Here is a 21,193-nt window from a genome sequence, read left to right as displayed (position 1 = left end):
ATGGCGGGCCTCTCGGCGACATTGCGAGAGTTTCCCTCACCCGAGGTTCTCGCGGCAGCCCTTGCAGCCAAAGTCGCCGCCGTCCTCGGAGAGGCGATCGAGACGCGCGGCCGCGCGCTGCTCGCCGTCTCCGGCGGCACCACGCCGGCCCTGTTCTTCCGCACGCTTTCCGAGATCGATCTGGATTGGGCGAAGGTAGTCGTCACCCTGGTCGACGAGCGCTTCGTGCCGGAGGATTCGCCGCGCTCCAATGCCGGGCTGGCCAAGGCGAACCTGCTGACGGGCAAGGCGAGCGCGGCACGTTTTGTCGGCCTTTACCGCGATGCGCCGGACGTTGAAGAAGCGGCGCGAGAGGCGGACGATGTCATCGACGGCCTAGGCCTGCCGCTCGACGCCGTCGTGCTGGGCATGGGCGGCGACGGCCACACCGCCTCGTTCTTTCCGGATGCTGCTACGCTTCCGCAACTGCTCGCGACGGAGAACCAGAAGCTGGTCATGCCCGTTCATGCGGCAAGCGGCGGCGAACCGCGGCTGACGCTGACCATGCCGGCGATCGCCAATGCCAGCTTCATCGCCCTGCACATCGAGGGCGAGGCCAAGCGCAAGGTGCTGGCGAGCGTGATCGCCGGCGAAAAACTGCCCATCCGCGCCGTGCTGGAAGCCGCGCACGAGCCCGTCGAGGTGTTCTGGGCGCCGTAGGACGACACACATATCCGGTCGGCTCGCCTCCCACGATCAGGCCGGAAGCGAAGAAGGAACCGACCGAATGACCGCCAGGAACGACATCCAAGCCATCACCGAGCGGATACGCCACCGCTCGCAGCGGACGCGCGAGATCTATCTCGACCGCATCGGCCGCGCCGCCAGCCGCTCCGCCAACCGCGCAATCCTGTCCTGCGGCAACCTCGCCCACGGCTTTGCCGTCTGCAGCCCGAGCGAGAAGGTGGCGCTGAGCGCCGACAAGGTGCCGAATCTCGGCATCATCACCTCCTACAATGACATGCTGTCGGCGCATCAGCCGTTCGAGACCTATCCGGCGCTGATCAAGGAGGCCGCCAGGAAGGCCGGCGGCATCGCACAGGTGGCCGGCGGCGTGCCGGCCATGTGCGACGGCGTCACCCAGGGCCAGCCGGGCATGGAACTGTCGCTGTTCTCGCGCGACGTGATCGCCATGGCGGCGGCCGTCGGGCTCAGCCACAACATGTTCGACGCCGCCGTCTATCTCGGCGTCTGCGACAAGATCGTGCCCGGCCTGGTCATCGCGGCGCTGAGCTTCGGGCATTTGCCGGCCGTCTTCATCCCGGCCGGGCCGATGCCGTCCGGCATACCCAACGACCAGAAGGCAAAAATCCGCCAGCTTTATGCGGAGGGCAAGGTCGGCCGCGCCGAACTGCTGGAGGCCGAGTCGAAATCCTATCACGGGCCGGGCACCTGCACCTTCTACGGCACCGCCAACTCCAACCAGATGCTGATGGAGATCATGGGCCTGCACACGCCGGGCGGGTCCTTCGTCAATCCGGGCACGCCGCTGCGCGACGCGCTGACGAAAGAAGCCGCGAAACGGGCGCTGGCGATCACCGCGCTGGGCAATGCCTACACGCCAGTCGGCCGCATGATCGACGAACGCTCGATCGTCAACGGCGTCGTCGGCCTGCACGCCACCGGCGGCTCGACCAACCACACCATCCACCTGATCGCCATGGCCGCGGCAGCGGGCATAAAACTCACCTGGCAGGATATTTCCGACCTGTCGGACGCCGTGCCGCTGCTCGCCCGCGTCTATCCCAACGGGCTCGCCGACGTGAACCATTTCAATGCCGCCGGCGGCATGGGTTTTTTGATCCGCGAACTGCTCGACGCGGGGTTTCTGCACGACGACGTGCAGACGATCTGGGGCGAAGGGCTGCGCGGCTATACGGTCGAGGCCAAACTCGGCGCCGATGGCGGAATTGTCCGCGAGGCGGCTCCGGCGGTCAGCGGCGACGAAAGAGTGCTGGCGCCCTGCGAAAAGGCGTTCCAGCCGACGGGCGGCCTGCAGGTGCTGGAGGGCAATCTCGGCCACGCCATCATCAAGACTTCCGCCGTCAAGCCGGAGCGCCGCGTCGTCGAGGCCCCAGCGCTTGTCTTCGACAGCCAGCAGGCGCTGAACGACGCCTTCAAGGCCGGCAATCTCGACCGCGACTTCATCGCCGTCGTCCGCTTCCAGGGCCCGAAAGCCAACGGCATGCCGGAACTGCACAGGCTGACCACCGTGCTCGGCATCCTGCAGGACCGCGGCCGCCACGTCGCGCTGGTCACCGACGGCCGCATGTCCGGCGCGTCCGGAAAAGTGCCGGCGGCGATCCATGTGACGCCCGAGGCGCTGGACGGCGGCATGATCGGAAAGATCCGCGACGGCGACCTGATGCGGCTCGACGCCGACGCCGGCCTGCTGCAGGTGCTGGTGCCTCCGCACGAACTCGACAGCCGCGACATTCCGGACGCCGATCTTTCGCAGGGCGAGCACGGTTTCGGCCGCGAGCTGTTCGCCGGTTTCAGGCAGATGGTCGGGCGCGCGGACCAGGGGGCGAGCGCGTTCGCGGCGTGAGGTTGGCTTGAAAGTAAGGCATTTTTGCCTTACTTTCGGGTATTGAACCAGTGGGTGCTGCCATGGCCATAGCCACTATTACCGCAAAGGGTCAGATCACTCTGAGAAAGGAAGTGCTGAAGACGCTCGGCGTCAAGCCGGGCGACAAGGTCAGCGTCGAAGTCACCCCTGCAGGCAAGGTGGAACTCGGGGCCGTCAAGAAGAAGCAAGGCCTGGAAGCATTTTTCGGCTCGCTTCACAGACCCGACGAACCCACCAAGTCTCTTGAGGAAATCAATGAGACAATCCGAAAGGGATGGGCGGGCGAATTGTGAAAATCACGCCCGACACGAACGTGCTCCTTCGCGCGGCAGTCTATGACGAGCAGGGGCCGACAGCGCGAGCGGCCCTCGCCGAGGCGGATACGATTGCGCTGCCACTATCTACTCTGTGCGAATTCGTTTGGGTGCTGCGGAGCACGTACAAGCGCCCGGCACAGGAAGTCTCGGCATCAATCGTCGCGTTGATCGCGGGCGGCAATGTGGAAACCAACCAAGCTGCGGTCAGAGCAGGGCTCGATATCTTACTAGCCGGCGGCGATTTCGCGGACGGCGTCATCGCGTATGAAGGCAGTTCGCTCGGCGGCGATACATTCGTTACGTTCGACCGGAAAGCCGCCAAGCTTGTTGAGAAATTGAACCTGCCTTCCTTGCTACTCGAATAATCGGCACCATCAGTCCCTTACCGACCTGTCGCGTTCCATCCACCTCAGACTATCCAGCTTCCGCCACCTCCGCGAAAAACCCCTCCGGCCCCTCCACCTCGATCATCCGCTTCCTGTCGATCAGCCAGAAACGGTCGCCGACGGCGCGCACGAAACTGCGGTCATGCGACACCAGCAGGCAACTGGCTTCATGCTTCAGCAACTCACTCTCCAGCGCCTCCTGGCCGTCTATGTCGAGATGGTTGGTCGGCTCGTCGAGGAGATAAAAGTTCGGGTTGGTGAGCCGCAGCACCAGCATGCCCAGCCGCGCCTTCTGCCCGCCCGAAAGCCGGCCGACCGCGCTCGCCTGCATGTCGATGCCCATGCCGGCGCCGGCCAGCAGGGTGCGGGCGCGCTGCTCGCCGAGCTCGAAGCGTTTCGAGATGATGCCGAGCGGCGTGTCGCTGTCCAAAAGGTCGGACAGCGCCTGGTCGCCATAACCCAGAACCAGCGAGGGCGTCGCCTTGACCCCCTCGCCCGCATTGTCGGGCGAAACAATCGCCTGCCTGACGAGATTGACCAGCCGCGTCTTGCCGGTGCCGTTGCGGCCAAGCAGGACGACACGGTCGCCCTGGCGGATCCACTGTTTTCCGGTGCGGAACAGCAGCGTGCCGTCGGGCGTGGTGACCGGCGCGTCGTCCAGCGTGATCAAAACCTTGGCGTGCGTGCCGCGATTGGCGAGTTTCACCACCCCCGCCGAGCGTTCCTGATGCGCCGGCCGCGCCGCGTCCTCGAGTTTTCCGGCGCGCTGCTTTAGCTGCTTGGTCTTCACCACCAACAGGTCGCTGCCCGAATTGATGCCGATGTTGTTCAGCTTGGCGGCCTGCCGGCGTAACTGCTGCGCCGTCTTCATGTCCTTCTGGAAACGGCGTTCTTCCGACGCATCGATCTCGTCGAGAGCGGCGCGCGCGCACGAATAGGACAGCGAAAACACCTGCGAGGCTTCCGGCCGCAGGAACAGCGTGCGGTTGGTCACCGCGTCGAGGAAGGCGCGGTCGTGGCTGCAGATCACCACGGGAACGTCGCGCGGCAGGGCGTTCAGCCAATCCTCGAGCTGGCTTATCCTGGCGAGATCGAGGTGGTTGGTCGGCTCGTCGAGCAGCAGCAAGTCGGGTTCGGTCACCCAGACGCGCGCCAAAAGCGCCAGCCGCTGCCAGCCGCCACTCAATTTCGACAGCGGCCGCTCACGCATCGGTTCCGGCACGTCGAGCGAATCCAGCACGATGTCGACGCGCCAGCTTTCGCTTGCCGCCTGCTCCGCCGGCAGGGCGCCGAGCACCGCATCGTAAAAGCTCGCGGCGAGCAGGCCGGCCGGCACGTCCTGCTCGACATGGCCGACGCGCAGGCCGCGCGCCCTTGTGATGTCGCCGGAGGTCGGCTCGAAGGCGCCCGATATGGCGCGCAGCAGCGTCGACTTGCCCCGGCCGTTGGCGGCGACGATGCCGAGACGGTCGCCGGGTTCGACGGTAAGGTTGAGGTTGGAGAAAAGCGGCGCGCCAAGCGTCACGCCAAGGGACCGCAGATTGATCAATGCCATCGTCGTTCTCTGGTCTGTCCGGACCGCCGCCCGCATCCGATCCAAGGGATGCATTTTTCGGGCGAACAGGTTCGGTGGATTGCCATTACGCTGGCGCATGAACCCGAAGGCTCAGCGCTGCGTCACCACAAAGGGCAGACCGGAAGGAGATGCGAGGAGGCGATCGTCTCTGGTCAGCCCTGCAAACGCGTTTGCAGGGCACAGACCGGGCCGCACTGGCGGATATGCTGGAAAAAAACCATCGCGCAGCCCTCCTTTCTCGACGTGTCGATGCGCGCGCTCATAATACGGCGAAAGGCAAAATGCAACCTGACCGCCTCCGGCACCGGCACTTGATACAAACCGGCGATCGGATGACATCAAAGCGCGGGGGCGGCTGGTTAGGGTAACGGAGGCGGCTGTCGATGCTTCGGCAGCCGGCACGACTATCCGTACCGCGGAGCGGCCTCATGGCGATACCACTTGCACTGAGCGAATCCGAGGCCAAGACCACGATCGTCCACTCGGAAAACAAGACTGATCAGGAGGGCCGCAATGTCGGCCACACGAGACGCCTGCACGTCGACATCAGCAGGTTCGACCTGATGACCCGCATGGAGGCTGGGCCGAGCCGGCACGACCGCAAGGAAGTCTTCTGGCGCTCCGCGTTCATCGACATTCACAACGCCGCGAAAGTGCTGAGCGATGCCATCACGGCGCTTGCGAACAACCGTTTCGTGGCGAACTTCTCGGAGCGGCCGGACGGCGAGTTTCTGATCGAGGAGGCCGAGGTCCCTGGGTTCTGGGCTCGCGACCAGCGCGGGCGGATTCCTGCGGGGCAGGTCCACATCTACGCGCGGAAGATGGCGCAGAGGCCGCATGGGCTGCACCTGATCACCTTCTTCCCGGTGATCAGGATTTGAGTGAGTTCGAGGTTGCCACGCACAAGCTATCGCGGCACACGCCGGAAACGCTGCTCCGTCACCTGCATGCCCCACTGGTCGCCGGAAAACTCCTCGACGAGCGTGAAGCCGAAATCCTCGTAAAGCCTTCGCGCCGCGTCGAGGCCGCGCAAGGTCCAGAGATCGACGTGGCGAAAGTTTTGTCGGTCGCAGAAGGCGACGGCTTCGGCGAGCAGTAGTTTTCCGACACCCAGCCCGCGTAGCGCCTCGTCCATGACGAACCAGCGCAGATGACCGACACCATCGCCAAGATCCTCGCCGTCGATGGCCACACTGCCCATGACCCGGCCGTCCTGTACCGCCACCCACAGCCCGTTCACCGGCCGGTCGAGACGTGCCGAAAACTCCGCCATACCCGCGGCGACTTTTGCCTCGAAAAAACGGCCTAAACCGTAAGGTTTTACATAATAACGCCCGTGCATTTCCGCGACCCGGCCAATGACGCCCGGCACATAGCCGGCGACGATCTCGACCTGCGGGGCGGGTCTTGCGTCCTCGCCGCCGAGGCGGGCGGCACGCAGCGCGTGCGCATAGGCCTCAAGGCCGCCAACCACGAGATCGCGCTTGCCCGCCGAGAGCCGCCCGAATGCGCCGGACACCTGGCTGCGCCCGAAACTGTCGATACGGCCAAGCATTTTTGCCCCGCCCGGCGTCAGCGACAAAAGTTTCGAGCGCGCGTCGTCCGGGTTCTCGCGCTCCTCCACCTCGCCCTGTTCGACCAGCTTGCGCAGCATGCGGCTGACGCTGGATTTCTCCAGATTAAGCACCTCGCCCAATGCCGCCGCGGTCAATGTGCCCCGGGCGCCGATCTCGATCAGTGCATGCACGGCCGAAATGGGCAGGCCGGTGGCGCCCACCGTCGGCTTCATGAAACCCAGTTCGCGCACCAGCCGGCGCGAGGCGTCGCGGACCTTCTCGATCTGCGATTGGTTTTCCGGTCGATCCATGGCGGCTTTCCTATTCGAAATATAGTTGTATCATACAACTTAATTGATGCAAGATGCCTTCCGCACAAACCGGAGATGCAACGAAGTGTTCGAAACCTCGCCGCCTGCCGTTCGACGGAGAATGGCGGGCAAAATCTGCCTGGTGACGGGCGGCGGCACCGGCATCGGGCGGGCGACCGCGCTCAAAATGGCGGACGAAGGTGCGGCGGCGATTGTCATCGCCGGACGGCGTTCCGCCGAGGGCGAAGCGACCGCCGCGGCATGTCGGGCTACGGGGGCTGAAAGCCTGTTCCTGCGCACCGACGTCACCGTCGAGGAAGATGTCTCGAGGCTGGTCGCCACCACGGTCGAGCGGTTCGGGCGGATCGACGTGGCATTCAACAATGCCGGCCATCAGGAGAAACGCCGGCCGATCGAAGAACAGACCGGCGCGATTTTCGACGCGGTCTTCGATGCCAATGTGCGCTCGGTGTTCCTGTGCCTGCGCCACCAGATCCCCGCCATGCTGGTGCGCGGACAGGGCAGCATCGTCGTCAACGCCTCGGTCAGCGGCGTTCGCAATCCCAATCCGGGTTTTTCGATCTATTCGGCCTCGAAGGCCGCCGTGATCTCGCTCATGCGCTCGGCGGCGATGGAATGCGCGCCGCGCGGGGTCCGCATCAACGCGGTGGCGCCCGGCCGGGTGGTCACAGACATGATGATCGCAGCGGCTGCCGGCGTGGGCGGGTTGGAAGCCGTGGCAGCCGGCCTGCCATTGCGGCGAATGGGCCAGCCGGAGGAGCTTGCCGAGGCGGTGGTGTGGCTGGCGTCGGACCAGTCCGCCTATGTCGTGGGCCACGTGCTGGTGGCTGATGGCGGGTTTCTTTCCGCCTGAACCTCCCGGCGAAGCGGAGCGGGGCAGCGGGCATTCTCAGCCCGGCCGCCGGCGTGTCATCCTGATCTCGGTCCGCTCGCCGGCCCTGACCGTCGCCGTCGCCTCGGACTTCCTGTCGGTTTCGGCATATCCGGCCGAGATGACGTAGTCACCCGCCGGCAGCGTCGTCAATGCACTGTCGCCGTATGCCCTGCCCAGGGATTTCCGGTTGCCCTGCGCGTCCTTGGCCGCACCGAAAATCTCGATTTCGTCGGCATCCGGCGCCGAGATCGACAGCGTCCCGGCATCGAGCACCACCGTCACGCGGGACGGTTCGCTGGCCCTCACGGTCGCCGAAACTTCGGCCTCTGCCCTATCGAGCCGCGCGACCACTCTGTAGTCGCCGGGCGGAAGGTCGTAGCTGCTTTCCGAGCCGTAGCCATAGCCGGCCTCCTCGCCTGATCCGCCAGCCTTGAAGACGGTGATCGCCAACCCGGAAGCACCGATCTTTTCGCCGCTGGCCTTATAGAAGGCATCGACCCGCAAATGACCGACCGGCACCACGACATCCTTCTCGACCGTCTGGCCGGCCGCTAGCCGCACGATCTCCGTCGTCTCCGCGCCGCCGATGCGCACCATGATCTTCTGGTCGCCCGCCGGCAGCACCATCCTTGCTTCGCCATAGTAGGTCGCCGGATAGGACGCGCCCGGATAGTCGACGACGACCGACGCGGCATTGCTCACCTCGCCGCCCACGACCGCGCGCGGCCGCACCACCAGCGTACCGGCGTTGAGCACATAGACCGGCTGATAGGTCTTGCCGGCCTCGACCTTGAGCGGCTGCTCCACCGCCGCCTCGCCGAGCGTGGCGCGCACGATGTAGTCGCCCGGTTTCAGCGCGCCACGGTAGGGGTAGAATTCGATGCCGATCCGCTCGCCTTTGCCGCCCTCGGCATCGGCGGCGTAGATCTCATAGGACGGTCCTGCGTCGGTCAATGGCTCGCCGCCCTCGGCCAGGACGACGGACGGCATGAAGTTGAGTTCTGGTTTTTCGTCCGCCGCGGGCGTGGGCTCCACAGACGGCACGGAGGCGGCCGGCGTTGCCGCCGCCGGCGGCGGCTGGACAGCCGGAGCGGCGGCGGGAATCTCGGCGAGCGCTTGTTTCAAGGTTTCCTGCAATGCCGCCGCATCGGCGGCCGGAAAAAACCTGCCACCGGTCGCCTCGGCCAGGCAGGTGACTTGCCGGCCCTGTTCCGCGTTCAGCCCGAAACCGACGATCTGGGCGGTGAAATCCGCGCCGCGCTGCTCCAGTTCGCGGCCGAGCGCGCAAGCGTCGGCGCCGCAACTGTCGGCGCCATCGGTCAAAAGAACGACCGTCGCCTTCCTGTTTTCATAGTCGAGATCTTCCGCCGCCTTGCGCGCAGCGGCGACCAGTGGCGTCTTGCCGAGAAATTTCAACCGGTCCGCCGCGCTCATGATCGCATTCGCCGCGCCGACGGCCGGCGGCACCAGCAGTTCGACATCATCGCAGCTATTCTTGTCGCGATGGCCGTATGCCACCAGGCCGACCTCGCGGCCGGCAGGAAGCGTTTTCAGCGCCTCGCGCAACGCTTCGCGGGCGATCATCTGTTTCGGCCGGCCGCCGATCTGGCTCCACATGGAGCCGGAGGCGTCCAGCACGACGATGGTGCGGTCGGCGGCGGAGGCTGATGCGGCAACCCCGGAACAAACGACGGCAACCAGCGCGCGCAACAAGACCGACATTTAACCTCCGGAGCGACTCGCCGGCACGCTATGCCATGACGTGGTTCAAGGGAACCGTCGGCGGCCGCTCAATACGTCGTCCGCCGTTCCTCGCTGGGCGGCCGGCCGAATTGCAGCCGGTAGCTCTGGGCGAAATAAGAATGCGAGGTGAAGCCGGTGGCGATCGCCACGTCGAGGATCGGCATGTTGGTCTGGCGCAGCAGTTCGCGCGCCCGCTCCAGCCTCAGCCGCATGTAATAACGTCCGGGCGTCACGGTGAGGTGGCGGAGGAAAAGCCGCTCTACCTGCCGCACCGACAGGCCCGCCGACTTGGCCAGTTGCACGGCGGAAAGCGGCTCGTCGAGGTTGTCGGCCATCAGCTCGACGATCTTCTTCAGCTTTTCGGACTTGCCGGTCAGGTCGCGCTCCGGCCCGACGCGCTGCCGGTCACCGGCCGAGCGGATGCGCTCGTGCTGGAACTGGTTGGCGACGCCATTGGCGATGTTGACGCCATGGTCGCGGCGCACGATCTCCAGCATCAGGTCGATCGAGGTGGTGCCGCCGGCGCAGGTATAACGTTTGCGGTCGATCTCGTAGACGTTGCCGGTGCAGTCGATCTCCGGGAATTTTTCCATGAAGCCGGCGCGGTTTTCCCAGTGGATGGTGCAGCGGTGCCCTTCCAATTGGCCGGCCTCGGCGAGCAGATAGGAGCCGACCGAGAGCGCGCCGAGCGCCGCACCACGCCGGCCGAGGCCGCGCAGGGCGCCCAAGACCTTGCTTTTTCCCGGGAATTCGGTGGTGAGCCCGACGCAGACGAACAGAATGTCGACCGGCGGCAGGTCGGCCACGCTGTAATCGATCTTGAGCGGCAGGCCGTTGGAGGCCATGACGGCGTCGCCGTCGGCCGAAACCGTCGTCCAGCCGTAAAAATCGCGGCCGAGCAGGCGATTGGCCGAGCGGAAGGCGTCGATGGCCGCGGCGAGCGAAAACATCGAGAACTTGTCGACGAGCAGGAAGCCGAACTGCCTGCCGGTTTGCGCTTCGTCCATCATGGCAGGCTTTTCTACAGAAACGCCGTTGCGGCGCAATGGCAGCGGGAAAGCGAATAGCGAATAGCGAATAACGAATAGTAAGATACGGAAAAATCCCTATTCGCTACTTCCTATTCGGTTTTAGAACGACGGCCTTGCCAGCCCGGCCCGCAGATAGGCCGAGACCAGCGTATTGGCCATCAGCAGCGCAATCGTCATCGGCCCGACGCCGCCCGGCACCGGGGTGATGGCGCCGGCATTGTCGGCGGCTTCGGTGTAAGCCACGTCGCCCACCAGCCGGGTCTTGCCCTCGCCCTTGTCGGGGGCCGGCACACGGTTGATGCCGACGTCGATGACCGTCGCGCCGGGTTTCACCCAGTCGCTCCTGATCATTTCCGGCCGGCCGACCGCGGCGACAAGAATGTCGGCGGTGCGCGCCAGCGCGGCTAGGTCCTTCGTGCGGCTGTGGGCGATGGTGACGGTGCAGTTGGCGGCGAGCAACAGGTTCGCCATCGGTTTGCCAACGATGTTGGAACGGCCGACGACGACGGCGTTGAGGCCGGAAAGATCCTTGCCTCGCACCCGCTCGATCAGCAGCATCGAGCCGGCCGGCGTGCAGGGAACGAAAGCGGTCTCAAGCTCGCCAGTGCCGAGCTTGCCGACATTGACGAAATGAAAGCCGTCTACATCCTTGTCCGGCGAGATGGTCTGGATGATGCTACCGGAATCGATGTGTTTGGGCAGCGGCAATTGCACCAGGATGCCGTGGATCGCCGGATCGGCGTTCAGCGTCTCGATCAGTTCTGCCAGCTCGGCTTCGCCCGTTTCGGCCGGCAGCGTGTGCTGGACCGAATGGAAACCGCACTCCTTGGCCTTCTTGCCCTTGGAGGCGACATAGACCTGGCTGGCCGGGTCCTCGCCGACGATCACCACGGCCAGGCCGGGCACGATGCCCTTCTCCGCCTTCAGTCCGGCGGCGAGGGTCTTGACCTTCGCCACCACATCCTCGGCGACGGCCTTGCCGTCGATGATCTCAGCCATGACTTGCTCCCGGCATGCGTTTCCGGGCCGGCATAGTCATCAAAAATCGCGGGTGCAATCCCGCCAGAACGGCGCGGTCTGACGCAAACCCGTCACGGCAGGCGAATTTCCTCTCAGAAATAGCGGCGGCGCGAGCGCTGCTCGGCAAGGTCGCGGATGGCGTCGCGGAATTCGCGAAGGCTGGCGCGGATTTCCTCGACCGGCGAATCCGGACCGTCCGCCAGGGCAGGAGCTGGGCTTGCCGGGCGCTGCGGCGCCACCGGCGCCTGCTGCATCCCCACCGGGTGCTGAACGTGCTGCGGCATTGGCGCATACGGGTACATGCCGGCCGGCGGGGGCTGGTGATAGTGTTGCGGCATCGGCTGGGCATAGCCATAGGGCTGCGCGGGCGCAGCATGCGGCGACTGCGGTGCGTAGCCGGCGCTTGGATAGCCGGGACCGGACGGCCCATAGGACGGCGGCTGCGGAGGCATGGGCTGCTGCGGCATCGGCTGGGGATAGCCGTAAGCTTGGGGCGGCGCGTGCGGCGGCTGCGGCGGATAAGCCTGATAGTAGGGCTGGGCATAGCCGGCCGCGGCCGGGGCCGGCTGCTGGTAGATCGGGTGCGCATACGAGGTCGCGGGAGCCTGCGGCTGCGCTGGGTCGAAAGGCCCGGGTTGGGGCGCATAGGGAGCGTACATGTCGGTGTCCTTCGGGCTGGCGGACGAATAGGCAGGCACTGGTTCCGGGGCTGCTGCCTCCCACAGGGGCGCGACGGATTCGGGTGTCGATGCGGTTCCGGCCGCGGGCTCGCGGGCATCGCCCGTGTCGGCGGCCAGTCCGGCATCCTGGTCGAACATGGTGGCGATCGGCCGGCGGCGCAGCTTCCAGGCAAGCCGGGGCGCACGCCCGCCGGCGCGGTCGCGCAGACTGTCGAGCGTGCCGCGCACACCGCCGATACCGATGCCTGCCATCAACCCGAGCAGCATGCCGGCCATGGCGATGGTGCTGCGCGACGGCGGGTTCGATTCCAGCGGCGGATAGGCTTTCGAGATGACGCTGATGTTGGCGTTGTTGATGCCCTGCTGCTCGCCGGTCTCGCGGGCCCGCAGCAGGAAAGCCTCGTAGACGGCGCGTTTGGAATTGGCGTCGCGCTCGAGTTCGCGCAGCGTCACCATCTTGTCGCTGACGTCGCCCTGCCTCACCTTGAGCTGGGCGAGCCGCGACGACAGTTCCTGCTCGAGCTGCACGGCGCGCTTCAGGTCAGTCTGGATCGAAGAGACGACGCGCTTCAGCTCGGCGTCGATCAGCCCGCGCGAGCCGGCGAGTTGCGCCTGCAATGCCAGAAGCTGGGGATGGCGGGGGCCCAGACGCACCGCCAGCCGGTCGACTTCGCCGCGCAGCGCGGAATATTGCGCCCGCAGTTCCTGCATGGTCGGCGAGGAAATCTCCTCGGGCAGCGAGCCGGCCAGGACCGCGTCGGCGCTGACGCCCTTGGTGGAGGCGGCGCGGGCGTTCAGCTCCAGCGTTCTGGCCCGTGCGATCGACAGTTGTTCGTTGAGTTTCAGGATCTCGTCGTCGGAGATCAGACGGCCCTGTGCGTCGATCAGATCGTTCTCGGCGCGAAAGCTCTCGACCTTGCGCTCGGCGGCCTCGACGCTGTCACGCAATTCCGACAGCTTCGAGTTCAGCTCGCTCGCCGCCCTGCCCGCCGTATCCGACTGGAGCTCGCCGTAGCTCTGCAAAAACACGTCGGTCATGGTGTTGGCGATCAGCGCCGACTTTTCCGGATCGTTCGTCGTCGCACTGATGGAGATGACGAAGGTCTTGCCGCCACGCTCGACGGATAGCGCTCGCCCGAGATTCATCGCGGCCAGCGCGTAGCGCCTGCCCGGATCGTCTTCTCCGTCCCTGGCGCGGAAGACGGAAAGGACCGGCGACAACAGGCCTCTCAACCCGGTTGCCGGCCCCTGCCCGTTGAATTCCGGATCCTCGGCCAGGTTCAACTGTTGGACGACCTTGCTGATGACCGTGCCGGAGGTAAGAAAGCGTACCTGGTTCTCGATAATGGCCAGCGTCGCTTCGTTGGAGATGCCGGATTGGGTGAGTTCGGTGCCGATGGCGAGATCGCGCGGATCGGCGACAAGCTCGGTCGAGGACTCGTATTTTTTCGGCGTGTTGAGCGCCACCAGCACGCCGAGCATCGCGCCCAGAATGGTGGTTGCCAGGATCAACCATTTCGAGCGGACGATGCCGGCGAGCACGGTTCCTGGATCGATCAGCGGGTTCCACACGCCCGAAGGCGCCTCGGGCGCGATCGCCTGCACCGGCGGCGCAACCGCCTGAACGGGCGGCGCGACGTAGATCGGTGGGCGCGGCGCAGCCTGCGGTGCGCCGGCGGGCCCTTCCGCCTGCTCCTGGTGCTCGACTGGCGCGGCGGCCGGTGACTCGACCGAACGCTCAGGCTCGGCAGCCTCGGGCTCGTCGGCGAAAAGCGAAGCGTTGCGGCGCACCGGCTCCGTCTCGTCCGGGCGAGGCGGTTCGGCAGCCGAAGGATCGTCGTTCCGGTCCGCGGCCTCAGCCGCCTCCCGGGGGGGCGCCGGATCGTGCGGATGTTGTAACGCCGTCGCCTCCGGCACGTCTTCGAGGGCGTTGAGCAGCGACGCCTCGCGGGCGCTCCTGCGCGAGCGCGCAAGCCGGTGCCGCGTCGCGGCATCCGCGACCTGCTTGCCGGAACGCACCTCTTCGATGGCCCTGGCGAGGCGCGACTGCTCTGCTGCCTGCTCGACGCGCAACGAATCGCCAAGCGACAGCAGGGATCGCTCGCGCTCCACGGCATCATTGTCGTCGGGGTGCAGCATCAAAGGCGCGCTTTTTCCGCTCGTGCCGGGGGTTTGGGGTTATCGATCCGTTAAGTCACCCTAAAGCGACATGGGAAACAAATCGTTAATACCCGGCAACCGGCAATGGCAACACACATGATTTCACACAACTTTTAGTCACCGGCGGATGACCGCCCGGAACTGCGGATTAATCATTCCAGCTTAATGTCATCATCATGACCGAACCGGCCAACACATCGCGGAAGCCGGTGCTTTCGCGGCTGGGCGCGCTCCTTCACGAGCGTCGGGGGCTCGTGCGCGACTATATGGCGGCGATCAGCGGCGCGGGCGGAAGGCTGGTTTTCTCGCTGGCCTACTTCATCTTCCTCGCCAACACGCTCTCGCTTGCCGATTTCGGCGTCTTCGCCACGGCGTCGGCGGCCGGCGTGATGCTGTCGCGCATCCTCGCCTTCGGGTTCATCTCGGCGCTCTACCGTGCCGCCACCATCCGCCCGCGCCTGATCGGCACTTTCACGGCCGGCTTCATCCTGATGTCGGTGCTGTCGCTGCCCTTGCTGGCGCTGGCGGCATGGATCACCGAGAAGCTGTTCTTCACCGGCCTCATGCCGCTTTCCGTCTTCGCCGCGGTCATCGTCGCGGAGGCGCTACTGTGGCGTCCGGTGGAGCTTGTCATCATCGTCAACAACGGGCTCGGCTGGTTCGGCCGAGCCTCGCTGCTCACCATCCTCGGCACCGCGCTGCGTGCGCTCGCCGCCGCGATCTTCGCGCTTCAGGGCGACGTGTCGCTGGCCAACTGGTCCGTCTTCTATCTTGCTGCCAACGCCGTCACGGCCGTGATCGCCTTCGGCTTCTTCTATCCGCGCCAGCGGCTGCGTTTCCGCCCGAGGCTCTATTGGCGGCGGCTGTCGGATTCGGTGTACGTCGCCTGCGCGGAAGTGCTCTTCTATCTGCAGATGGAGTTCGACAAGCTCATCGTGCTGGCCGTCGGCGGCGCGCATCTGGCCGGCATCTACGCCGTTGTCATGCGGCTGGTCGACCTGACCGCCATCCCGATCCGCACCTTTTCCATGATGCTGGTGCAGCGGATCATGCGGACGCCGTCCATGCTGTCCGGCCTGAAACTGCGCGCCGGCATCGAGGCCGGCATCTTTCTGGTCTCGACCGCGGCGCTGTGCGGCCTGGCGCTGGTGCTCTACCTGTTCCCCAACGCGCTCGGCCGCAACATCGCCGACGTGGCTGGGCTGGTGATCCTGGCACTCGCCATCCCCGGCCTGCGCAACCTCGTCGAATACCAGGCCGAACTGCTCTTCGCCCGCGGCCAGACGTTCTTGCGGGCCATCAACCTCGCCCTGCTGGCGGCGGCCAAAGCGGTGCTGCTAACCTTGCTGCTCGCACACACCACGGATGCGCCGGACTTGTTGTTGTCGCTCAACGGCGTATTCGCGCTGCTCTACCTGGCTTCGGCCGCGCTCACCTATTCGGCGCTGCGAATGCCGACGAAACGCGTGTGACCATCAGGTCGAAAGCAATCGGCGGATGCGCGCGACGTCAGTGCCGATGAAGGACTGCATGCAGATCGCCACCTGCTCGGTGGACATGTCGGCGACGAAGGCATGGAACTCGTCGTCGCTCATCGGCTTGCCGTACCACAGCACGTTGCAAAACTCGCGCGCGTCGTGGAAATGGCCCTCGCCATGGATGACATCGTCCACATAGCGCCCGTAGATCAGGCATTCGGAGAATTTTCGCGCCGAGCCAATGGCCGATACCCAGTGGCGGTGGTTCACGGCCTCGATGTGCCGGCACATGTCGACCACAGTGCGCCGGTTCCAGGCGATCAGCGTGGTGATGTAGTCGTGACCGACGTCGCTGGACGGCGGGAGCCCCAGCAGCTTTCCGGCATTTGTCGCCCAGATGCGTTGCTGGACATGTCCGTCGAGCCCCTCCTCGCGCAGCGCGTGGTCGCGCCGGAACAGCCGCGTGCGCCCGTCCTTCCGGAATACCGAGAAATCGAAGGGCCGCAGGAAGGCCACGTCCGAATCGCAATAGACCAGCACGTCTTCCTGCACATGCGCGGCGATGCCGATGCGGCGCAATTGCTGCACGTGCCAACCACGCAGCGGCATGGTTTTCAGGCTGAGCCAGATCCGCCGCCTGAAGCCACTCAGCGGATCGTCGAAAGCCTTCAGCCACCCCGGCAGCAGATCGCGCTCGTCGACGACGGTGCGTCTTGCCGATTCGAGCTGGCGGAAGACAGGGACATCCCTCCCTTCTACGAGGATGTAGTGATGATCCATGCCGGTGACATGGCGGTCCGCCGTCTCGCAAAGCAGCCGGCAGCGCTCGAAATCGAGCCCGTAGCTCGGCGTGATCATGGCCGACCGCGATTTCGTTGCGGCCGCCGGTCCAGCCGTCTCCGCTTCGTCGGGGCTGAAGCGGCGGTTCACCCTCTGGCTCCCGACAGCTTCTGCCGCAGCACCCGCAGGATGAACAGCGGATTGCCGATGACGTAGCGCCGCCACAGCCGACGCGGCTCATGCGACAGCCGATAGAACCACTCCAGCCGCAACCGGCGCATCCACATCGGCGCGCGCGGCACCGTGCCGCCGAGGAAGTCGAACAGCGCGCCGACGGCGATCGGCAGCGTGCAATGGCGGGCGTCGATCTTGTGCGCCACCCATTTCTCCTGGCGCGGCACGCCCATGGCCACCAGCAGGATGTCGAGGTGAAGCTCCTCGATCTTTCGCAGGATCGCCGGCTCGTCCTCCGGCTTGAAGAAGCCGTCGTGCACGGCGATGAACTCATGCCCGGGCGCCAGCCGTTTCAACGCCTCGGTCGCCGCATTGACGCTTTCCATTCGTGCGCCGATCAGGCCGACCCGGACCTCCCCCGGGAGAGCTTCGAAAAATGCCGGTATGAAGTCGGTGCCGTTGAGATTGGCGGCGAACATTCTTCCGTAGAGCAGCTTGGCCGCGATATCGACGCCGACGCCGTCGGGCAGGATGAGGAAATCCACCAATGCGGCCCTGAAGGACGGATCGTCGGTGGCGAGATTGGCGTTGTGGGCATTGATGAAACCGACACGCGTGAAGCGCCGTTCGGCGACCAGCCGGCAGAGCAAGTCGATGGCCTCCGTCCAGCGGAGCGAGGCCGCCTTGATGCCGAGAATGTCGTGGGTCACCGCCGGTTCCGACTGGGGCGAGCCGGTATGCAGGTTCATGCCGCCGCCTCGCTCTCATGGTAGCCGACCGTGGCGAGGCCACGTCTGATCGCAGCGTCCAGCGCCCTTAGTTGGCGGGCATGAAACTGCGCGCCGTCGACGTCTTCCGGCGCGCCGGCGGCCGCCCGCTTCAGCGCCTCGGCGAATTTTTGCGGATCGTCGGCGACGGTGCAGTTCGTCGGTCGGTAGCCGATGCCGCGCAGCGAACTCGTGGTGGCGACCGACGGCAGGCCCAGTTCGAACGTCTCGATCGTCTTCAACTGTACCCCGGTGCCGGCGCGGCTGATCAGCGGGACGACCTTGGCGCGCACGACAAAATCCTCCGCACTCGGCACGCGCCCGACGAAGCGGATATTCGGCCGGTTCGACATGAGGCCGGACGGCACGGTGCCGGCGATGCGCACCGTGAAGTCGGCGGGAAGGTGCGGCGCCACCTGCTCAAGGAACCAGTCGAGGCCGATGCGGTTCGGCTGCCATGTCCACGAGCCGATCAGCGCGGCGGCGTATTCGATCTCGCGCGGGCGCGCGACGACTGGCGGCGTCGGCCGAGTCACCAGCGGCAGCACCGCCGAACGCCCTTCGACACCGAGGACCTTGCTGTCTTCCTCGGCCAAAGTGAAGACAAAACGGGCCTTTCGGCAAAGCCGCTCCTCCAGCGCCTGCAGGAACCGGGCTTCGCGCTTGTAGATCAGGCGCTGCAACGCGCCGCGCGCAGCTTGCGAATTCTCTTCCGCCGACCGGTATTCAACATTGTGCGCCACATAGAGCGTCGGCCGACCGTCGAAGACGCCTTCGAAGGCGCCGGCAAGTGTGGCCGCGTTGAGCACATAGGCGTCGAACGGTCCCGCCTTGTCGATCTCCCCCCGCAAAGTCTCCCGTGTCACCACCCTCAGCTTGACCGAAGCGAAGGTCAGCCCGGTCAGCACCGCTTTGCCAAGCCATCTCAGCTTGCGCAGGAACGGCGCACCGTCGGTCTTCACGTCGACCTCGCCCATGACGATGGCGTTGTCCGGGTCGGCCGGCTTCTTTCCGGGCCAGACGAATCCGAGCACGGTCACGCGCACGCCGGCGCGATCCAGCGCGTCGATGATCGCGGCATTGGCGATTTCGTATCCCGAACCCAGGGTCCCGTCGGGAATAATCGATGTGGCAAACAGCAGATGCATCACACCTCCAGACGGCCCGCCTAGCAAGGCGCGATGAACCGAATGTTAAGTACGTGCCTGCCGGCAGGACAAGGCGGCGCTGATTGCGTAATCTTATTCAGGTGTTTAACCAATCCTTATGACGCCCGCACCTAGAAAATGCACGGGAAATTTGTAGGGAACGGCAATGACTTCACTCCCCGCGGGTGCCTCGATCAGCATCGTAACCAGCTCGCCTGGCCTTGACTACGCTTCCATCGAAGCCGTCGTCACCGTGCCGACCTTCCGCCGGCCGCAGCAGGTGCTGGAAACGCTGCAATCCCTGCGCAGCCAGAAGACCAAACGCCGCTTCGCCGTCGTGCTGGTGGAGAACGAGGCCGAGAAACGCGAGGGCGCCGCCGCCGCCAAATCCTGGTTCGACGATGGCCTGCTCCAGGGCATGCTGATCATCGCCCACGACCGGGGCAATTGCTGCGCCTACAATGCCGGGTTCCTCACCACGGTCACCTACTTTCCCAACTTCAAATACGCGCTGGTTGTCGACGACGACGAACTTGCCGACCCCGACTGGCTGGAGAACATGTGCGCCACCGCCGAGCGCCTCGGCGTGGACGTGGTCGGCGGGCCGCAGATACCGGTCTTCGCCAGGCCCGAGCACAGCAAATGGGCAGCCCATCCGGTGTTTTCGGCTCACTACCGCGAGACCGGAGTGGTGCCGATCCTCTATTCGTCGGGAAACATGCTGCTCAGCCGCAAGGTCATGGACACGATGGGGCCGCCCTATCTCGACCTGCGCTTCAACTTCATGGGCGGCGGCGATTCCGATTTCCTCAGCCGCACGGCGCAGCGCGGCTTCAGGCTCGCCTGGTGCAACGAGGCCATCATCCGCGAGACGGTGCCGGAGCGGCGGGTCGAAGCCGACTGGATCCGGGCGCGCAGCCTGCGCAACGGCGTGATCTCCACGCTGGTCGAGAAGAAGAAGCGCGCCGGCACACCCTTCGCCAACACCAAGGTATTCGTGAAGAGCCTGCTGCTGTTAGGCGCCTCGCCGTTTCGCGGCTTCCTCAAGCTGTGCAAGACCGGCTCGATTTCCATCGCGCTCTATCCGGTATATATCGGCGCGGGCCGCGTGATGGCCGAGTTCGGATACGCCAATGAGCAGTACCGTCAGCCCGAGAAGAACTGACCTTTCAGCCTTCTCGTCGCTGCTCGCCTCGCCGCGCCTGCCGACGATCGTCGCCACCGTCCTGCTGGCCGCGCTGATGATCTCGTTCACGCCGTTCGAACCGGGCGGCGGCGGCGAGCCGGACACCGGCGGCAACATCGTCAATCAGCTCGGCTACGGATCGCTCGGCGCCGTCTCGCTGCTGTCGCTCGCCTTCCTGGCGACGCCCCGCGTCGTCTCGGCGCTGTTCAGCTTCTCCTTCCTGCTGATGATCGGCTTCGCGCTGCTGTCGGTCGCCGACGCCACCTATCCGCCGGCGGCTATGCGCGCTTTCTCCTTCACGCTGATCGGCATCCTGGTCGTGGCCACCGTGCTCGCCATTCCGCGCGACGCCGACGCCTTCTCCACCGTTCTGACAGTGGCCGGCCTCACGGTCGTGGCCATCTGCTACATCGGCCTAGTGCTGTTCCCGAACGAGGCCATGCACACCGCGGCGTCGATGGAGCCGCAGCATGCCGGCCTGTGGCGCGGCGTGTTCTCGCACAAGAACGTCGCCGGCCCGGTGATGGCCTGCCTGTCGTTCTGCGGCCTCTATCTGTTCAGGCGCGGCCGCAAATGGCCGGGCGCAATCCTGTTCGTTTCCGCCTTCATCTTCATGGCCAACACCGGCTCCAAGACCACCGCTGGCCTTGTCCCGGTGGCGATGATCGTGGTCGCCCTGCCCGGCCTGTTCGGCATGCGCCCGGTCGCCGCCGCGCTGTTCTGGATGGTCGTCGCCGGCACAGCCGTCGCCACGCTCGGCATCGTCTTCATCGATCCGTTAAAACAGTTCGTGACCTGGAACTTTCCGGAAATGACCTATACCGGCCGCACCACGCTGTGGGATTTCGCCGGCGAGATGATCATGAAGCGGCCCTGGGTCGGCTACGGCTACGACAGTTTCTGGGGGACGCCGTTCCTGGAATCGATGAGCCAGCCCTTCGACCGCGACTGGGACATCCGCACCATCGTGCACGGCCACAACGGCTATCTCGACATCGCCCTGCAGATGGGCCTGCCGGGGCTCGCCGTGGCAGTCTGGGCGTTCCTGGTCACGCCCGTCGTCGATTACATGCGCATCCCGCGCTACCGGGAAAACGTGCTGCTCGGCGACCTGTTCATGATGATCCTGCTGTTCACCACGCTGAACGCCTTTTTGGAAAGCTTCTTTTTCCGTCGCGCCGATCCGGTCTGGCTGCTCGTCGTCTTCGCCGTGATCGGTCTCAGACTGGCCGCCCGTTTCCCCGCCGTGGCGACTCGGCCGCAAGCGACTGATGGCACGGTTCAATCCCGGGCCACTGGTCAGCCGGCGCTTGGCGCGGGCGCAAATCGCCGCTAGACCGGAAGCGCCGCAAGGTCGCGGCGAATCCGGCCTGGCGC

At 65.6% G+C, this 21,193-nt stretch carries 18 protein-coding genes; 9 read left to right on the top strand and 9 right to left on the bottom strand.

Annotated features, from left to right (window positions below; genetic code table 11):
• From pgl to RB623_RS21705, 4 genes are all read left to right on the top strand, one after another.
• Entirely contained in the window at nt 1-699 is a 699-nt protein-coding gene (gene pgl / locus RB623_RS21720; RefSeq protein WP_308059070.1) for a 6-phosphogluconolactonase, read from the top strand.
• Between the two features lie 67 nt (nt 700-766).
• Nucleotides 767-2,587, top strand: a complete 1,821-nt coding sequence (gene edd, locus RB623_RS21715; RefSeq protein WP_308059069.1) for a phosphogluconate dehydratase — start codon at nt 767-769, stop codon at nt 2,585-2,587.
• A 62-nt stretch (nt 2,588-2,649) separates the two neighbouring features.
• Entirely contained in the window at nt 2,650-2,901 is a 252-nt protein-coding gene (locus tag RB623_RS21710; RefSeq protein WP_308059068.1) for an AbrB/MazE/SpoVT family DNA-binding domain-containing protein, read from the top strand.
• Nucleotides 2,898-3,290, top strand: a complete 393-nt coding sequence (locus RB623_RS21705) for a type II toxin-antitoxin system VapC family toxin (RefSeq protein WP_308059067.1) — start codon at nt 2,898-2,900, stop codon at nt 3,288-3,290. Before RB623_RS21710 ends, RB623_RS21705 begins: the two co-directional genes overlap by 4 nt.
• A 49-nt stretch (nt 3,291-3,339) precedes the next feature.
• Here the strand turns inward: RB623_RS21705 and RB623_RS21700 are convergent, their stop codons facing one another.
• Nucleotides 3,340-4,866, bottom strand: a complete 1,527-nt coding sequence (locus RB623_RS21700; RefSeq protein WP_308059066.1) for an ABC-F family ATP-binding cassette domain-containing protein — start codon at nt 4,864-4,866, stop codon at nt 3,340-3,342.
• A 449-nt stretch (nt 4,867-5,315) separates the two neighbouring features.
• Between RB623_RS21700 and RB623_RS21695 the strand changes: the two genes are divergently transcribed.
• Nucleotides 5,316-5,768 carry a hypothetical protein gene (locus tag RB623_RS21695; RefSeq protein ID WP_308059065.1) on the top strand — a complete coding sequence of 151 codons (453 nt, stop codon included), beginning with the start codon at nt 5,316-5,318 and terminating at the stop codon, nt 5,766-5,768.
• 26 nt (nt 5,769-5,794) lie between these two features.
• On the opposite strand, the gene RB623_RS21690 is transcribed toward RB623_RS21695, so the two are convergent.
• Nucleotides 5,795-6,754, bottom strand: a complete 960-nt coding sequence (locus RB623_RS21690) for a helix-turn-helix domain-containing GNAT family N-acetyltransferase (RefSeq protein ID WP_308059064.1) — start codon at nt 6,752-6,754, stop codon at nt 5,795-5,797.
• Between the two features lie 121 nt (nt 6,755-6,875).
• On the opposite strand from RB623_RS21690, the gene RB623_RS21685 reads away from it, so the two are divergent.
• Nucleotides 6,876-7,628, top strand: a complete 753-nt coding sequence (locus tag RB623_RS21685; RefSeq protein ID WP_308059063.1) for a glucose 1-dehydrogenase — start codon at nt 6,876-6,878, stop codon at nt 7,626-7,628.
• Nucleotides 7,629-7,664: 36 nt separating this feature from the next.
• On the opposite strand, the gene RB623_RS21680 is transcribed toward RB623_RS21685, so the two are convergent.
• From RB623_RS21680 to RB623_RS21665, 4 genes are all read right to left on the bottom strand, one after another.
• Nucleotides 7,665-9,371, bottom strand: coding sequence for a VWA domain-containing protein (locus RB623_RS21680; RefSeq protein WP_308059062.1), 1,707 nt, complete (start codon nt 9,369-9,371; stop codon nt 7,665-7,667).
• A gap of 68 nt (nt 9,372-9,439) precedes the next feature.
• The gene (locus tag RB623_RS21675; RefSeq protein ID WP_308059061.1) at nt 9,440-10,402 is read right to left on the bottom strand and encodes a GlxA family transcriptional regulator; all 963 of its coding nucleotides are present in this window, start codon (nt 10,400-10,402) and stop codon (nt 9,440-9,442) included.
• Between the two features lie 120 nt (nt 10,403-10,522).
• Nucleotides 10,523-11,422, bottom strand: coding sequence for a bifunctional methylenetetrahydrofolate dehydrogenase/methenyltetrahydrofolate cyclohydrolase FolD (gene folD / locus RB623_RS21670; RefSeq protein WP_308059060.1), 900 nt, complete (start codon nt 11,420-11,422; stop codon nt 10,523-10,525).
• A gap of 113 nt (nt 11,423-11,535) precedes the next feature.
• On the bottom strand, nt 11,536-14,262 hold the full coding sequence (locus tag RB623_RS21665) for a Wzz/FepE/Etk N-terminal domain-containing protein (protein WP_308059059.1): 2,727 nt from the start codon (nt 14,260-14,262) through the stop codon (nt 11,536-11,538).
• A 197-nt stretch (nt 14,263-14,459) separates the two neighbouring features.
• Here RB623_RS21665 and RB623_RS21660 point away from each other — a divergent pair, with 197 nt between their 5' ends.
• Entirely contained in the window at nt 14,460-15,755 is a 1,296-nt protein-coding gene (locus RB623_RS21660; protein ID WP_308059058.1) for a lipopolysaccharide biosynthesis protein, read from the top strand.
• Between the two features lie 3 nt (nt 15,756-15,758).
• Here the strand turns inward: RB623_RS21660 and RB623_RS21655 are convergent, their stop codons facing one another.
• Genes RB623_RS21655 through RB623_RS21645 form a run of 3 tightly spaced genes read right to left on the bottom strand, consistent with a single transcriptional unit; the run spans nt 15,759 to nt 18,630 of the window.
• Nucleotides 15,759-16,691 (bottom strand): DUF6492 family protein, encoded by a 933-nt coding sequence (locus tag RB623_RS21655; protein ID WP_308059057.1) that lies wholly within the window; start codon nt 16,689-16,691, stop codon nt 15,759-15,761.
• The gene (locus tag RB623_RS21650; protein ID WP_308059056.1) at nt 16,688-17,464 is read right to left on the bottom strand and encodes a WecB/TagA/CpsF family glycosyltransferase; all 777 of its coding nucleotides are present in this window, start codon (nt 17,462-17,464) and stop codon (nt 16,688-16,690) included. The genes RB623_RS21655 and RB623_RS21650 overlap by 4 nt, the downstream gene beginning before the upstream one ends.
• Nucleotides 17,461-18,630 (bottom strand): glycosyltransferase family 4 protein, encoded by a 1,170-nt coding sequence (locus RB623_RS21645; protein WP_308059055.1) that lies wholly within the window; start codon nt 18,628-18,630, stop codon nt 17,461-17,463. The genes RB623_RS21650 and RB623_RS21645 overlap by 4 nt, the downstream gene beginning before the upstream one ends.
• A 166-nt stretch (nt 18,631-18,796) precedes the next feature.
• Between RB623_RS21645 and RB623_RS21640 the strand changes: the two genes are divergently transcribed.
• Together RB623_RS21640 and RB623_RS21635 are read left to right on the top strand one after the other, a co-directional pair.
• Entirely contained in the window at nt 18,797-19,795 is a 999-nt protein-coding gene (locus RB623_RS21640) for a glycosyltransferase (RefSeq protein ID WP_308059054.1), read from the top strand.
• On the top strand, nt 19,764-21,152 hold the full coding sequence (locus RB623_RS21635; RefSeq protein ID WP_308059053.1) for an O-antigen ligase: 1,389 nt from the start codon (nt 19,764-19,766) through the stop codon (nt 21,150-21,152). The genes RB623_RS21640 and RB623_RS21635 overlap by 32 nt, the downstream gene beginning before the upstream one ends.
• Nucleotides 21,153-21,193: the final 41 nt, after the last annotated feature.

The sequence above is a fragment of the Mesorhizobium sp. LHD-90 genome (assembly GCF_030929505.1).
Taxonomy (GTDB): Bacteria; Pseudomonadota; Alphaproteobacteria; order Rhizobiales; family Rhizobiaceae; genus Kumtagia.
Note: the sequence above shows the minus strand (reverse complement) of the source record. Positions and strands in the feature narration are given on the sequence as shown.